Origin of the sequence: Microvirga antarctica, from assembly GCF_017921815.1 — a bacterium.
GTDB lineage: Bacteria > Pseudomonadota > Alphaproteobacteria > Rhizobiales > Beijerinckiaceae > Microvirga > Microvirga antarctica.
On the sequence record NZ_JAGEMM010000009.1, the window covers coordinates 67349 to 82239 of the forward strand.

At 63.8% G+C, this 14891-nt stretch carries 16 protein-coding genes; 5 read left to right on the forward strand and 11 right to left on the reverse strand.

The genetic code is table 11. The features are described from left to right. The first annotated feature begins 146 nt into the window (after positions 1-146). Positions 147-788 carry a TetR/AcrR family transcriptional regulator gene (locus J4G32_RS20340; RefSeq protein ID WP_210497391.1) on the forward strand — a complete coding sequence of 214 codons (642 nt, stop codon included), beginning with the start codon at positions 147-149 and terminating at the stop codon, positions 786-788. Between the two features lie 148 nt (positions 789-936). Beyond that, on the forward strand, positions 937-1392 hold the full coding sequence (locus J4G32_RS20345; protein ID WP_210497392.1) for a DUF2852 domain-containing protein: 456 nt from the start codon (positions 937-939) through the stop codon (positions 1390-1392). A gap of 57 nt (positions 1393-1449) precedes the next feature. Here J4G32_RS20345 and rdgB read toward each other — a convergent pair whose 3' ends face one another. Together rdgB and rph are read right to left on the reverse strand one after the other, a co-directional pair. Next, positions 1450-2094: an RdgB/HAM1 family non-canonical purine NTP pyrophosphatase gene (gene rdgB / locus J4G32_RS20350; RefSeq protein WP_210497393.1), complete on the reverse strand. Its 645-nt coding sequence runs from the start codon at positions 2092-2094 to the stop codon at positions 1450-1452. 11 nt (positions 2095-2105) lie between these two features. After that, positions 2106-2819 (reverse strand): ribonuclease PH, encoded by a 714-nt coding sequence (gene rph / locus J4G32_RS20355; protein WP_210497394.1) that lies wholly within the window; start codon positions 2817-2819, stop codon positions 2106-2108. Between the two features lie 148 nt (positions 2820-2967). Here rph and hrcA point away from each other — a divergent pair, with 148 nt between their 5' ends. Then, positions 2968-4059, forward strand: coding sequence for a heat-inducible transcriptional repressor HrcA (gene hrcA / locus J4G32_RS20360; RefSeq protein WP_210497395.1), 1092 nt, complete (start codon positions 2968-2970; stop codon positions 4057-4059). Positions 4060-4091: 32 nt separating this feature from the next. On the opposite strand, the gene J4G32_RS20365 is transcribed toward hrcA, so the two are convergent. Next, complete coding sequence (locus tag J4G32_RS20365; protein ID WP_210497396.1) at positions 4092-4628, reverse strand: Dps family protein; 537 nt, start codon at positions 4626-4628, stop codon at positions 4092-4094. A gap of 231 nt (positions 4629-4859) precedes the next feature. Between J4G32_RS20365 and lepA the strand changes: the two genes are divergently transcribed. Then, positions 4860-6665, forward strand: coding sequence for a translation elongation factor 4 (gene lepA, locus J4G32_RS20370; RefSeq protein WP_210497397.1), 1806 nt, complete (start codon positions 4860-4862; stop codon positions 6663-6665). A 12-nt stretch (positions 6666-6677) separates the two neighbouring features. Here lepA and J4G32_RS20375 read toward each other — a convergent pair whose 3' ends face one another. Next, complete coding sequence (locus tag J4G32_RS20375) at positions 6678-7460, reverse strand: SDR family oxidoreductase (protein WP_210497398.1); 783 nt, start codon at positions 7458-7460, stop codon at positions 6678-6680. 54 nt (positions 7461-7514) lie between these two features. Continuing rightward, positions 7515-8120, reverse strand: a complete 606-nt coding sequence (locus J4G32_RS20380) for a hypothetical protein (protein WP_210497399.1) — start codon at positions 8118-8120, stop codon at positions 7515-7517. A 186-nt stretch (positions 8121-8306) separates the two neighbouring features. Between J4G32_RS20380 and J4G32_RS20385 the strand changes: the two genes are divergently transcribed. Next, positions 8307-9110 (forward strand): lytic murein transglycosylase, encoded by an 804-nt coding sequence (locus J4G32_RS20385; protein WP_246505398.1) that lies wholly within the window; start codon positions 8307-8309, stop codon positions 9108-9110. A 152-nt stretch (positions 9111-9262) separates the two neighbouring features. On the opposite strand, the gene J4G32_RS20390 is transcribed toward J4G32_RS20385, so the two are convergent. From J4G32_RS20390 to J4G32_RS20415, 6 genes are all read right to left on the reverse strand, one after another. Beyond that, positions 9263-9436 (reverse strand): DUF1328 domain-containing protein, encoded by a 174-nt coding sequence (locus J4G32_RS20390; RefSeq protein WP_210497401.1) that lies wholly within the window; start codon positions 9434-9436, stop codon positions 9263-9265. Positions 9437-9539: 103 nt separating this feature from the next. After that, positions 9540-9896 (reverse strand): response regulator, encoded by a 357-nt coding sequence (locus tag J4G32_RS20395; protein ID WP_210497402.1) that lies wholly within the window; start codon positions 9894-9896, stop codon positions 9540-9542. Continuing rightward, positions 9893-11407 (reverse strand): DUF7125 family protein, encoded by a 1515-nt coding sequence (locus J4G32_RS22120; protein ID WP_210497403.1) that lies wholly within the window; start codon positions 11405-11407, stop codon positions 9893-9895. The genes J4G32_RS20395 and J4G32_RS22120 overlap by 4 nt, the downstream gene beginning before the upstream one ends. A 22-nt stretch (positions 11408-11429) precedes the next feature. Next, complete coding sequence (locus J4G32_RS20405) at positions 11430-12212, reverse strand: sensor histidine kinase (RefSeq protein ID WP_210497404.1); 783 nt, start codon at positions 12210-12212, stop codon at positions 11430-11432. Positions 12213-12338: 126 nt separating this feature from the next. After that, positions 12339-13430, reverse strand: a complete 1092-nt coding sequence (locus J4G32_RS20410; RefSeq protein ID WP_210497405.1) for an ATP-dependent DNA helicase — start codon at positions 13428-13430, stop codon at positions 12339-12341. Further along, the gene (locus tag J4G32_RS20415; RefSeq protein ID WP_210497406.1) at positions 13427-14293 is read right to left on the reverse strand and encodes a DMT family transporter; all 867 of its coding nucleotides are present in this window, start codon (positions 14291-14293) and stop codon (positions 13427-13429) included. The genes J4G32_RS20410 and J4G32_RS20415 overlap by 4 nt, the downstream gene beginning before the upstream one ends. Positions 14294-14891 lie beyond the last annotated feature (598 nt).

A 14891-nucleotide genomic window follows, 5' to 3' on the forward strand; every position in this document is an offset into this window, starting at 1 on the left:
CCTCAAACAGCGTCACGTCCGGCCATCGCGCACCGGTGACGCAACCATCCGCCTGTGGGGCGGTTCACTCTCAGGGCGTCACGAGTCTAGCCTCAGTCCGGCCAAGCGATTAGGGTCGCGGCTCGGTACCAGACAGGGAAGCGATCATGCGGCACTGGCGCGCCCCGTTCGACAGACAGGGCTACCACCACGGCAACCTCAAGGAAGCGCTGATCGAGGCGGCGCAGCGCTTCATCGCCGAGCGCGGCCTGGGGGGATTCACCCTCGCGGACGCGGCCAAGCTCGTGGGCGTGACTCCGGCAGCCCTCTACCGTCATTTTCGCGGGCGCGACGCGCTGGTAGCCGAAGTGGCCTTTCGTGGGTTCACCCAGTTGGCCGAACGGCTGGGCCGGGCGCTGAACAGCGAGGGCACGCCTCTGGAACGCTTCACGCGGATGGGCGAGATTTACCTGACCTTCGCCGAGCAGGAGCCGGGCTTCTACGCCGCGATGTTCGCACCGCAAAATCAGCCCGCGACGGATGAGCCGGCCGGCTGCGGGGTGACAGGCCCGCCCTCCCAGCAGACGGCCTTCGACTTCCTGGTCAAGGCGCTGTCGGACACCTTTCCGGAGGGCTTCACGAGCGTCGACGTCAGGTTCATCGCCGTGGAGGTCTGGGCGCTGTCCCATGGCCTGGCGATGCTATCGGCCGCAGGACAGTTGCCGAAGGGGCCGGGGTTGCCCGACAAGTTCGAGTTGCTCAGGGCCGGTGTCCTCGCCCTCGTTCACGGGGCGCGACGGCCTACCTAGCTGGGAGTCGGTTCAGCTTCCCTCGACGTCAGGGAGGCAGCGGAGACCGCGAGCATCTCGGCACTTCCGAATTTGTAGATGCCGCCCTTGAAAGCGCCGGAATCGATCCGTATGTAAATGTTGTTATCATTAACATGCGGGAGCCGAGATGTCTGATTCTGCCTCACCTGCCTGGAATACAGGCGCTCACCGGCGCTGCGGGAAACCACCGCGCCGGCTCTTGGAAATCGCCGGCGTCGTGCTGGCCTTCATCTGGTTCTGGCCGCTCGCGCTGGCCTATCTGGTCTGGAAAGTCATGGGATATCCGAAATTCGACGAGGCGAAAGCCTACCTGCAGAGCAATTTCGGCCGCGGGGCCGGTGACTTCTTTGCGTCACGCGCCGCTCCCGGCGGCGGCTTCGGCTCTGGCACCGGCAACGCCGCTTTCGAGGATTACCGCCGGGCCGAACTGGCGCGCCTCGAAGAGGAGCGTCGCAAGCTCGACGAGGAGGCGCGCGCCTTCCGCGGCTTCGTCGAAGAGCTGAAGCGGGCCAAGGATCGCGAGGAGTTCGACGCCTTCATGGCACGGCGCCGCAACGACCAGGGCGGCGGCACCGACATCTGAACCGGCCATGCCGGTCATCAAAACGGGGCGCTTCGGCGCCCCGTCTTCGTTTGAGGCTCAGGCCCGGCGAAGGCAGCCTTCGGCCAGCCTGAGAAAGGCGCGGGCGCGATGGGACAGCGCCTTCGCCACCCCGTCCGTCCAAACGATCCCGTGCTTTTCCTCGGCCGTGAGCTGCCCGAACGTCTGTTCGAAACCATCGGGCTGGAACATCGGGTCATAGCCGAAGCCCTTTTCCCCGCGCGGCGGCCAGACGACTTTGCCGTGCACCCGGCCCTCGAACAGGTCCTCGTGCCCATCCGGCCAGGCCACCACCAGGGCCGAGACGAAATGGGCCCGCCGGTTGGGCTCCATACCGTCGCTTCGCTTCTGCAACTCCTGCTCCACCCGCCCCATCGCGGCGGGGAAATCCTTGGTCGGGCCAGCCCAATCGGCCGTGAACAGGCCGGGAGCGCCGTCAAGCGCCTCCACGCAGAGCCCCGAATCGTCCGAGATGGCCGGCAGGCCCGTGGCTTTTGCTGCCGCATGCGCCTTGATGGCGGCGTTCGCGGCAAACATGTGCCCGGTCTCGTCGGGAACCGGCAGGCCGAGTTCGCCTGCCGACACCGCCGTGATCCCATAGGGCGCAAGGAGGTCGCGCATTTCCCGAAGCTTGCCGGCATTGTGCGTGGCGATGACGACTTTTCCGGTGAGGGGGCGGGCCATGGCGGGTTCTCCTACGCGACGGTCTTCTTCTGGAGATCGACGAGCTGGGCGACGCCCTCCTTGGCAAGCCGTAGCAAGGCCAGGAACTCCTCCTCGGAGAATGGCTTGCCTTCGGCCGTGCCCTGCACTTCGACGATGCCGCCGGAACCCGTGATGACGAAATTGGCGTCCGTCTCGGCGGTCGAATCCTCGGCATAATCGAGGTCGAGGACGGGCTTGCCCTGGTAGATCCCGCACGACACGGCCGCGACCGGCTCCCGCAGCGGGTTGATGGAGATGATCGACCGGCTCTGCATCCAGGCGAAGCATTCGTGCAGCGCCACCCAGGCCCCGGTGATGGACGCGGTCCTTGTGCCCCCATCGGCCTGGATCACGTCGCAATCGAGCACGATCTGCCGTTCGCCGATGGCCGGCAGATTGACGACGGCGCGCAGCGAACGGCCGATGAGGCGCTGAATCTCCTGCGTGCGCCCTGACGGCTTGCCGGACGTGACCTCGCGACGGGTGCGCTCATGGGTGGCGCGCGGCAGCATGGAATATTCGGCCGTCACCCAGCCCTTGCCGGTTCCGCGCAGCCAGGGCGGACCCTTTTCTTCGAGGGAGGCGGTGCACAGGACGCGGGTGTTGCCGAAGGACACGAGACAGGACCCTTCTGCGTAGCGCGCGACGCTGCGCTCGAGCGAGATGGGGCGCAACTCGTTCAGGGCGCGGTTGGATGGGCGCATGGCGGTCAGTCTCCTTGGGGCCGGATCAGGTGCAGCCTCTTAGAAGGTGCAACCGGGCGCGGCAAGCGCGGCGCTTGCGTTATCGGCTCCGGGCCAGCACATATAACGGCGTTGCCTCTCGGTCGCCCAAGGGTTGAATGTCACGCGAATGCACAGACCCGGCCACTTCTCCAGCCCCTCCGACATCCGCGCCATCGCGGAGCTGAACGACCGCTCGCGGGAGATTTTCCGGCAGATCGTCGAGAGCTACCTCATGACCGGCGAGCCGGTCGGCTCGCGCAATCTCGCGCGAATCCTGCCGATGGCGCTCTCGCCCGCCTCGATCCGGAACGTCATGTCCGACCTCGAGACCGCAGGCCTGATCTTCGCGCCGCATACGAGCGCCGGCCGGCTTCCGACCCAGAGCGGCCTGCGCTTCTTCGTCGACGCGATGATGGAGATCGGCGATGTGGGCAGCGAGGAAGGCGCGCGGATCGAGGCGCAGATGAAGGCCGCTGCCTCAGGTCATACGCTCGAGACCGCATTGGCCGAGGCCTCGACGCTGCTCTCGGGCGTGTCGCGGGGCGCAGGCGTCGTGGTGACGTCGAAATCCAACCCCACCCTCAAGCACATCGAATTCGTCAGGCTCGACCCCCGCAGGGCGCTGGTGGTTCTGGTAGGCGAAGACGGCTCGGTGGAAAATCGCATCCTCGATCTGCCGGAGGGCCTGCCAGCTGGCGCGCTGGTGGAAGCCGGCAATTTTCTCAACGCGCAAATCCGCGGCAAGACCCTGGCGGATCTCAAGCGCGAAGTCGGCCAGCGCCGCGAAGACATGGAATCGCAGCTGGACACGCTGACGGCACGGCTCGTGGAAGCGGGCCTTGCAACCACCGTCGGGACCGCCGACACACGACAGCTCATTATCCGAGGACAGGCCAATCTGCTTGAGGATCTCAAGGCGGCCGAGGATCTCGACCGGGTGCGGCTGCTGTTTGCCGATCTCGAGACGCAGACCGACGTCATCGACCTTCTGACCCGGGCCGAGGGCGGCGAAGGGGTGCGGATTTTCATCGGCTCCGAGAACAAGCTGTTCTCGCTCTCGGGATCATCGATGATCGCGGCGCCGTTCCGCGATGCCAGCCAGAAGATCGTGGGCGTTCTGGGCGTCATCGGGCCGACGCGGCTCAATTATGCGCGCATCGTGCCCATGGTGGATTACACCGCCAAGGTGATCTCGCGGATCATCGAGCAGGGCCGATAGGCGCAGGGCCGATCCTGCGCCACGCCCCCCGGTCAGTGGCCGCTATTGTCCCCGGCGCGGCTCGCCTCGAACAGGAACCAGGTCCGGCGCTCAGTGGCGTCGATCCAGTTCTCGATCAGGCTGGCGGTCGCCACATCGTCGTGCTTGTCGCACAGCTCGTGCGCCTTGCGCAGATTGGCGGTGAACGCCTTGTTGTCGTTCATCAGTTCGCGCAGCATCTCGACCGGCGGCACGAACTCGGCATTGTTGTCGACCACCCGCTGAAGAGACGCGATCTGGCCGATCGACCGCAGGGTGGTGCCGCCGATCTTGCGGACGCGCTCGGCGATATCGTCCGTGGTGGAAAAGATCTGGTCCGCCTGCTCGTCCAGCAGCAGGTGATAATCGCGGAAATGCGGGCCGCTCACGTGCCAGTGGAAATTCTTGGTCTTGAGATAGAGCGCGAACGTGTCGGCCAGCAGCGCATTGAGCGCCTTCGAGACCGCCGCCACCCCATCCGGCTTCAGATCCGTCGGTGTGTCGAGCGAGCTGGCTGTCTTGCTGGGGTCGAGGGCACGGACCTTGGCCATGGCGATCTCCTGATGAGGTGGGGTGTCGGGGCCACCTGCAGGATTGCAATCCTCCCGGCGCGGCGACTGCCAGACAACGCATTCAACCACGAAGCGTTGCCGTAGGTCACCGGTTGATTTCACGACTGGCCGCTGAGAGTTCCTTTCGCGCGACACCGCCTTCCCTTGGCTTTCGCGGGCTGGACTGCTATTGCCGCCCCAACAGGGTTTCACACCCGCCCGAGTTCATGAATGACCACGCGCACCTTTGACAACATTCGCAATTTTTCCATCGTGGCCCATATCGACCATGGGAAATCGACGCTGGCCGACCGTCTCATCCAGACGACGGGCACACTGACGGCGCGCGAAATGACCGAGCAGGTGCTCGACAGCATGGATATCGAGCGCGAACGCGGCATCACCATCAAGGCCCAGACAGTCCGCCTCGAATATCTGGCCGAGGACGGCAAGACTTACATTCTCAACCTGATGGACACCCCCGGCCACGTGGACTTCGCCTATGAGGTATCGCGCTCGCTCGCCGCCTGCGAGGGTTCGCTCCTGGTGGTGGACGCATCCCAAGGTGTCGAGGCGCAGACGCTCGCCAACGTCTATCAGGCGATCGACGCCAACCACGAGATCGTCACCGTCCTCAACAAGATCGACCTGCCTGCTGCCGATCCGGACCGGATCAAGGAACAGATCGAGGAGGTCATCGGCATCGACGCCTCGGATGCGGTGCCGATCTCGGCCAAGACCGGCCTCAATATCGAGGCGGTGCTCGAAGCCATCGTCAAGAAACTGCCGGCGCCGAAGGGCGATGCTGACGCGCCGTTGAAGGCGCTTCTCGTTGATTCCTGGTACGACGCCTATCTGGGCGTGGTCGTCCTGGTGCGCATCATCGACGGCACCCTCAAGAAGGGCATGACCATCAAGATGATGGGCACCGACGCCTCGCACGGGGTCGACAAGGTCGGGGTCTTCACGCCCAAGATGCGCGACATCGGCTCTCTCGGGCCGGGCGAGGTCGGGTTCTTCACCGGCTCGATCAAGGAAGTGGCCGATACCCGGGTCGGCGACACCATCACCGACGACCGCAAGCCGACGGCCCAGGCGTTGCCTGGCTTCAAGCCTGTCCAGCCCGTCGTGTTCTGCGGCCTGTTTCCCGTTGACGCCGCCGAATTCGAGACGCTCCGGGCCGCCATGGGTCGTCTGCGGCTCAACGATGCCAGCTTCTCGTATGAGATGGAGACGTCCGCGGCCTTGGGATTTGGTTTCCGCTGCGGGTTCCTCGGCCTCCTGCATCTCGAAATCATCCAGGAACGCCTCGAGCGCGAGTTCAACCTCGACCTGATCTCCACCGCGCCGAGCGTGGTCTATCACCTCAGGATGACCGACGGGACGATCAAGGAGCTTCACAACCCGGCCGACATGCCGGACGTGATGAAGATCGAGACCATCAAGGAGCCGTGGATCCGCGCCACCATCCTGACGCCCGACGAGTATCTGGGCGCGGTGCTCAAGCTCTGCCAGGACCGCCGCGGCGTTCAGGTCGATCTCAACTATGTCGGCAAGCGCGCCATGCTGGTCTACGACCTGCCGCTGAACGAGGTGGTGTTCGATTTCTACGACCGGCTGAAATCCATCTCGAAGGGTTACGCCTCGTTCGATTATCACATCTCGGATTACCGCGAAGGCGACCTCGTGAAGATGTCGGTTCTGGTCAACGCCGAGCCGGTGGATGCGCTCTCGATGCTGGTCCATCGCAACCGCGCCGAGAGCCGCGGCCGCGCCATGTGCGAGAAGCTGAAAGAACTCATCCCGCCGCACATGTTCCAGATCCCCGTCCAGGCGGCGATCGGCGGCAAGATCATCGCCCGCGAAACGATCCGCGCCCTGCGCAAGGACGTCACCGCCAAATGTTACGGCGGCGACGCCTCCCGCAAACGCAAGCTCCTCGACAAGCAGAAGGCGGGCAAGAAGCGCATGCGGCAGTTCGGCAAGGTCGACATTCCGCAGGAAGCCTTCATCGCGGCCCTCAAGATGGACAGCTGACGCCAGCGCCCGCTAAACCAGCAGGGACTGCCCGCCGTCGATCCAGACCGGCGTTCCGGTAATGTGCCGGGACCGGTCGGAGGCGAGAAACAGCACGAGATCCGCGACCTCGTCGCTGGTGCCGGCTTTTCCATTGGTCAACGGGATGTCGCCGTCGGGATACTCCGCCCGAACGCCGGATTCCGCCGTATCGCGCTTCTCGGTGCTGTCGGGAATGTTGGTCTCGATCATGCCCGGACAGATGGCGTTGACGCGGATCCGGTGTTTGGCGAGTTCGAGCGCCAGCATCTGGGTCATCGCCAGTTGAGCGGCCTTGGTGCAGGAATAGGCCGTCGCACCGGGGCTGGTGAAGGTGCGGGTGCCGTTGATCGACGACGTGATGATGATCGACCCTGCGCCGGCCTTCTTCAGATGCGGCACCGCATAGTGAAGGGTGAGATAGGTGCCGCGCAGATTGATGTTGACGGTGCGGTCCCACTCGTCCGGCTGAAGATCGTCGATGGGCGCCCATACGCCGTTGATGCCCGCATTCGCGAACACGATGTCCAGGCGCCCATAGGCGCCGACCAGATCGGCCACGGCTTTCTGTGTCTGCTCAGAATCGGCGATATCGGCGCAAAGGGCGATGGCCGTCCCGCCTGCCCTCTCGATCTCCGCGACAGTCTTGTCGATCTCGCTTTCCGTCCTGCTCAGAACGCCGACCTTGACGCCTTCGCGGGCAAGCCGCAGGGCAGCGGCTTTGCCGAGGCCAGAGCCGGCACCCGTCACGAGCGCTACTTTTCCCTCAAGCTCCATGGAGCGGTTCCTTTCTGATAATGGATTTCTGAACGCTGGGGCTCGGTCGCGGAATCAATCCGAGCGGGCGCACCGGGACGTGGTCTGAAGACCGGAAAGGATGCGGGCCACCAGCGCCTCGTGAAGACGCCGATCATCGATTTCGGACACGGACAATTCGACGAGCCAGTCTCGCGAAGCAGGCACAATATAGGTCTCGACCGTCATGGAATGGCTCGGCGACGGCAGACTGGCGTCGATCCAGGTGGCGGTCCAGCGGGCTGCAGCCCCGACAGCTTCCAAATTGACTGCTTGGGCCGGTCTGCCGAGGAGACTTTCATGATCGCGCTGGAGGAAGGCCGCATCGCGCTTGACCGCATCCGCATCGGACCAATCCGTCAGGTCGCGGACGGGCCGCAGGACGATCTCCAGCTCGCCCTCACCGGAGGAGGCCCGCAGCGTGAGCTGTCCGTCGTCATTCGTGCCGCCACGCCATTCTTTGGGAAGAGCCAGCGCCACACAGACCGAACCGGTCTGCGTCGACACATGGGTCTCATCTAGCCCTGCCATGTAGGTGACGGCCGTCCCCTCGAGCGTCCTCTCGGCGAGGCTCGCCTGCGATGGGCTCGCAAGCGGGGCGATGAAGACCGACAGCAGGAACATGGGGACCAGAGATCGCATGGGTCTCTTTTCGGTCATTTTTCCCATGCGGTCACTCCATTCCTCAACAAACCGTTAATGAAACGCCGATCAGGCTGCTAAGTTGCCGGCTGATCCACTTGCGAGAGGGCAAACCGGCCCTACCTCGCGTGGAGGTTTATTTCTCGGGAGGCGTCTATGGTCGGAGTGTGGCGGATTTCATGGGCGATGGCTGGCATTCTTGTGGCCTCGCAGGCGCAAGCCCTGACCTGTCGCGATCCTGCGGGGTTCGACAAATGGCTCGGCGATGTCCGGCAGGAGGCTGTCGCCAAGGGTATTGCGCCGGCCGCGGTCGACGCGGGCCTCACGGGGGTGACGTATGATCCCGGCATCCTGAAGCGGGATCGTGGCCAGGGCGTCTTCAAGCAGAGCTTCGAGCAATTCGCCGGCCGCATGGTCTCGGCGAACCGCCTGAGGGTCGGCGCGTCGCAGCTGAAGAAGCATGCCCCCACCCTGGCGCGGATCGAGCAGCAATTCGGCGTACCTGGCCCCGTGCTGGTCGCCATCTGGGGGCTGGAGAGCGATTTTGGGGCCGTGAAGGGAAATCTGCCGGTGATCCGCTCGGTTGCCACCCTGGCCTTCGATTGCCGGCGCACCGAGATGTTTCAGGCGCAGATGTTCGATGCACTGCGCATCGTCGAACATGGCGACCTGAAGCCGGCGGAAATGCGGGGGGCCTGGGCGGGCGAAATGGGCCAGACCCAGTTCATGCCCTCATCCTACGTGAAATACGCAGTCGACTTCGACGGGGACGGGCGAGCCGACCTGCTCCGAAGCCCCACCGATGTGCTGGCGTCCACGGCCAATTATCTAAAGGGGCACGGCTGGGTGCGCGGCGGAGACTGGGAACCGGGCAGCGCCAATTTCGACGCCCTGCGGGAATGGAACAAGTCTCAGGTCTATTCGCGCACCGTCGGATTTTTCGCCACCAAACTCGCCAATGGCGAGACAGCCGCCAATCTGGGGCAGTAGGCGCCCTGAAGCTGTCGGTGTCCCCTGCGCCACGCTGCGTCCTTGCGTTGCCCGGCACCCGAACGTGCCTCTTTCTTTGATCGCCGCCATGGCCCTCGCCGTGCCAATCCGGACGCGCTTCTGGCGTCGGATTGGCCGAGGTCAACGGGTGGTCAGAAGACCAGTTCGCCTGCGCCCCACGCTAGCAGGATCAGCAGGATAAACATTGCGAGAAAGAGCCCGAAGAGGATCTTCGAGATGGATTTCGCGCCGGATGCAACGCCTGTGAATCCGAGTCCACCGGCGATGAGGGAAATGACGAGGAAAATGAGCGCCCACTTGAGCATGGTTCAGGCCTTTCGAAATCCAGGGTTCACGAAGGGCTTAAAGTCCCGGAACGGCTAAGGTTCCCTCGACGCATCCATTGGCGTCGGACTTTTTCGAATTCCGTCAGCGCAGGGCGGATTCGACGGCGTCGAGGACGGCAGCGACGCGGAACGGCTTGCGCAGGAACACGACGTATCCCGTGCAGCGCTCGGCAATGGTCTGCTCCGGAAGCGAGCTCATCACGATGACAGGAATTGCCGCTGTCTTTGGATCGCTCTGCAGGGCTGCCAGGGTCGCGCGCCCGTCCATGACGGGCATCATGAAATCCATCATGATGAGATCGGGCGGCCACTCGCCCAGACGCTCGAGGGCCTGCTTGCCGTTGTTGGCGATGATGACCCGATAGCCTTCGTCGCTCAGGAGCGATTCAAGCACCTCGGCGATCGCCCACTCGTCATCGACAACGAGAATGGTTTTCACGCCGCATCTCCGGGAAGCCGAGGGGCGATGGCGCCGAAGGGCGACGGCGCGACGCCCGTCGGTTGGACAAGCCGCGACAGGACGATGTCGGCCTGAACGGAATCGGGCTCGATCTCGAGGCCTCGCGCCGTGAGGTCGTAGCGCCGGAATTTGAGTGCAAAAGCGCTGTCCCGCGCCTTCAGGGTGATAATCAGCCGGTGGACGTCGGCACCGAGTACCGCGAGGCGCATCAGGACGATGTTCTCAGCGACCGGCGACAGCCCGAGAACAGGCAGGCCTGCGAGGGGTTGGCCGGGAACCACGCCATTGAAGGCGAGCTCGAGGCTCACCATCGTCGTGGCCCCGAGCGTCCGGCACTCGTTGGTCAGCGCCGTCAACGCCTGAGTCATGCGGGCTTCTTCGCCCGTCATCTGCGCGAAATCGTTGATTCCGTCGATGAAGATCCGCTGCACCTTTCCGGCCCGGACCCGTTCCAGAAGCGCGCCGAACACCTCGTCGAAGACCGCCTCGGTCGAGGGCCGCCACATGAACTCGACCTGTCCCTCCTCGAACATTCGGCCCACCGGCAGATCGAGCGACTTGGCTTTCAGCCGGATCGCCGCCGGCGCCTCATCGAAGCTGACGAAAATGCCGCGCTCATCCTTGCCGGCGCCCAGGAAATGCAGGCCTGCCGTTGTCTTGCCGGTGCCGGCAGCGCCCATGACAAGGGTCGCCGAACGCCGGTAAGGCCCTCCCCCCATGATCTCGTCGAACATGGCGACGCCCGTGGAAATCTTCGGCCCGTCGATGACGATCGGTTTGCTCGGCTCGCTCAGAACCGCCTCGATCCGCGGCTGAACGGTGATTCCTTCGTCGGTGACCGCAAAGGAGTGAACGCCCCGGATAAAGCCGCTGCCCCGCAGCTTGTGCACCACCAGATCGCGTTCCGACCGGCGACCGCGCATGCGGGTCTGCAATTCGATCAATCCGTCGACCATGGTGTGCTCGGCCGATGCGAAGCTCGGATCGGCCGCGGCGCTCGTCAGCAACATCATGGTGCAATCCGCAAGGTCTGCCTGAATCTGCAGTTCGTGGATGAACTTCTTGAATTCCCGCGGTGTTCCGGCACTTTCTTCGGCCGAGACAAGACCGTCGAGCACAAGAAGGTCGACCTTTCGGGCTCGTATCTCGCGCCGCAACGCGTCGGCGAGCCCCTTCAAACCCTCGGTCTCGAGAATGCGGAACGCACTCAGGTACGACACGCCGTCGGGGATCAGCGCCTCATCAAAGAACGCCAATTGGCCGATATGGCCGAGCATGCGGCCGTGCGTCTCCGCCAGGAGGGTCACGTAGAGCGCGCGCCCGCCAGCCGCCGCGTGGTTGAAGCACAGCTGATTGCCGAGGATCGTCTTCCCGGCACCCGGCGTTCCGAGGATGATATAGATCCCCCCTCGCAGCACGCCTCCGTGAAGGATGGTGTCAAAACCCTCAATGCCGGTGGGCAGCTTCTGGATTCGCCTGTCTTCGCTCACGGCTGGTTACTCGCCCGGTTTGTCATGTGTGTCTCGATGCCTCCAGAGGAAGGCTTAAGGTGAATGTGGTGCCGGCGCCCACCACGCTGTCGACCTTGATGTCCGCCCCCATCGCGTCGACCAATTGGCCTACGACCCAAAGCCCGACGCCGAAGCCGCCGATCGTCGACCCTTGCGAGACCGCCCGTTCAAAACGATCGAAGATGCGCGACTGATCGGCTGCCGAAATCCCCGCTCCCTGATCCTTGACGTGGATGTCTGCATGCGCGGGTCCGGTCGAGAGGATGAGTTCAACCGGCCGGCCCGCGCCATATTTCACCGCGTTCGAGATGAGATTGTCGAGTATCTGCTCGACCGCCAGGCGATCCAGTACCACGGAACATTCATCCGGGGCCTCGAGCGAGAGAGTGGAGCCGACATAGAGAGCCGCGGGTCGCACCGCCTCCACCGCGTCGCGCAGCAGGTCGGCCAGATCGAAGCGTTCCGGATTCAGGACGAGCTTGCCCGTGGTCATGCGGGACACCTCGAGCAAGGCTGTGGCGCGGCGAATGTAATGCTCGACGAGCCGTTCAAGCCGCTTCAAGCCCTTGGCCATTTCGGGGTCACCGCTCACGGCCGAGATGCGCGCCAGACGCTGCACATGCGCGAGGATAGGGGTCATCGGATTGCGCAATTCGTGGGCGGCAACCGCGAGGAACGCGTCGCGCGCGGCGACCGACTCCGTCAAGACAGCAATCTGCTGTCGAAGCGACGCCTGCGACAGGGGATCGTCGACAGGCAACCCAGTGGTGAGGTTATCCTTCAACGCAATACCTCCGCCGGACGGCGCATATCCCGGGTTCCACGACATCTGACCTAGGGATAGGGCGCGCGGCCCAGGACTTCAACCACAAACCCGCCAGATGCAACCGGCGCGCACGGGGGCCATGCGTCACATGACGACCGTGATCGTCTCCGCGGCCCGAGTGAGCGCCGTGTAGAGCCAGCGGCTGCGATGCTCCCGGAACGCGTAGGATTCGTCGAAAAGCACGAGGTTGTCCCATTGCGACCCCTGCGCCTTATGAACCGTCAGCGCATAACCATACGTAAACTCGTCCGATTCGCGCCGGATCGAAAATGCGATGTCTTCCTCGGCCCCCTCGAAGAAGGCCTTGTGGACCGAGACCTCGACGGATTTTCCGCGTGCATCCCCGTCCGGCAAAACATCCATGCGGATGAAATCGTTCCGGATGCCGTGGAGCGTTTGGATCGTCCAGGTCCCCCCATTGAGAAGACCCTTGGTCTTGTCGTTGCGCAGGCAGACGAGCTTTTCCCCGGCCGCAGGCATCAGGTTGCGATAGCCGTTCAATTCGCGCAGGCGGGTATTGTAGAGACGGCGGGACTTGTTCAATCCGACCAGGACCTGGTCGGCCGCCATCACCATCGTCGAATTGATCTCGCTCCGACGGATCACCTTGCTGTGCCCATAGGCCCCGTGCGCGAGTTGCCCGCCCTCGCGGACGGTCAAAGACATCTGGATGATGGGATTGTCCTTGGCCTGGCGATGCACCTCCGTGAGCATCACATCGGGCTCCGCGTCGGTGAAGAATCCGCCGCCCTTGACGGGGGGCAATTGGGCGGGATCGCCGAGTACCAGCACCGGCTGCCCGAACGACAGGAGATCGCGGCCGAGTTCCTCGTCCACCATCGAGCATTCATCGATGATGATCAGGTCCGCTTTCGCGGCGGCGCTCTGGCGGTTCAGGACGAATTGCGGACCGTTCTCGTCCGATTCCCGGGAGCGGTAGATCATCGAGTGAATCGTCGACGCGTCGGCACAGCCCTTCGAGCGCAGCACAAGCGCCGCCTTACCCGTGTAGGCGCCGAACGCCACGTCGCCGTCGACGCCTTCGGCGAGGTGGCGCGCAAGCGTCGTCTTGCCCGTGCCGGCATAGCCGAACAGCCGGAACAAGGGCTTGTCGCCCTTGCGCAGCCAATCCGAAACCGCCTTCAAGGCGGCATCCTGTTGGGGGGACCAGGTCATGTGGTTCTTGCTTCGCGACGCAGGCTGTAAAAGAGGCCCGCAATGATGCACGCGCTCCCGACGAACACGTAGGGGTCGAGCGCTTCCCCGTAAAGCCTCCAGCCGACGATTGCGATGAGTGGGATGCGCAGGAAGTCGAGCGGCATCACCATGCTGGCATCCCCATACCGGTACGCGTTAGTGAGGCAGTAATGGGACAGGAGGCCGCCCAGACTCACGCCGGCAATCGGCCATGCATGAACCAGCTCGATCTTTTGCCAGAAAGCGCCGTCGACCCAGATGAGATTGAGCGGAAGCTGGATCACATTCATCATGAAGACGATGGAGAATGTGCTCTCGGTCAGGGTGAGGCGCTTGGTGACGATGGCCACGAGGGCGAACACGAACGCCACGACCAGCATGAGGGCGCTCGCCGGCTGGAAGGTTTCGACGCCGGGCCGCAGAATGATCAGAACGCCCGTGAAACCAGCAACAATCGCCACGAGTCGGGGACGCGTCAGCCGCTCTTTCAGAAGCGGGATCGCCAGAAGCGCGACCCAGGCCGGCGCCGTGAACTCGAGCGCGAAGGCGGTCGCGAGCGGCAGGACGGCGATGCAATAGGCCCAGCCGTCGGTGCCAAGGAAGTGCAGCACGTTCCTGACGAGGTGAGTCTTGATGCGTCGCGGTTTCAACTCGTGCCGCAGGCGCGGCTTGACCAGCACGAGCGCGAGCAGGATCGCCACGCCCAGCGCGTTGCGCATCGCCAGAATCTCGAACACCGAGAACGCCCGGGACAACCCCCGCACGCCCACGGCGGTCGCCGAGAAGGCGAGGAGAGCCCCGGTCATCCAGACGATGACCCTCAGAACGTTGGAAGCTGGCACGATGTGAACCGCGTGTTGGAGGAGCTGTCGCATAGCCCGCCGAGCGTATCGCGTGAAGCGGCAGCGACGCCGCAAGACGGGGAGCCAATCGGCGATTATCGTCCTGCGACGAAGCTCCCGATGCGTCAAGCACAATGGCTCTCGCCGCGATGCAAGTGATTCTCTCACCGGTTTGCCATCCTGAAGCACTCTTCGGACGCACAACCCACAGATTTTTTGAATCCGTGCGAAAGTTTTTTTGTGTGCTCGGGAAGTTCTGATTTCGCCCGCGATGGGCGTCCAGATCGACAGAGTTTCGCGTCGCCCGGGAAGGCGGAGGGAACAGCGCACGTCAAGATTACGCGACTTGTTTCGGAGGCGCTAAACCGCTGCCGGAAAACCGTTATTTGCACCTTCGCGCGCGCTTCATCTCTCACTTCTTGCGCGACGATGATGACGCCAAAGCAACGTGTACGAGTCTCATCTGGGGCGATCATGCTCCGCCCTCTACGAGCGAAGTTGAGCGCGCGCCGCACGCGAAGTATCCACAGAAATCGTCGGCGATCTACTTTCTACACTTTCCGTTAATCGGAACCCGCTTGGTATAACGACGTTGCCT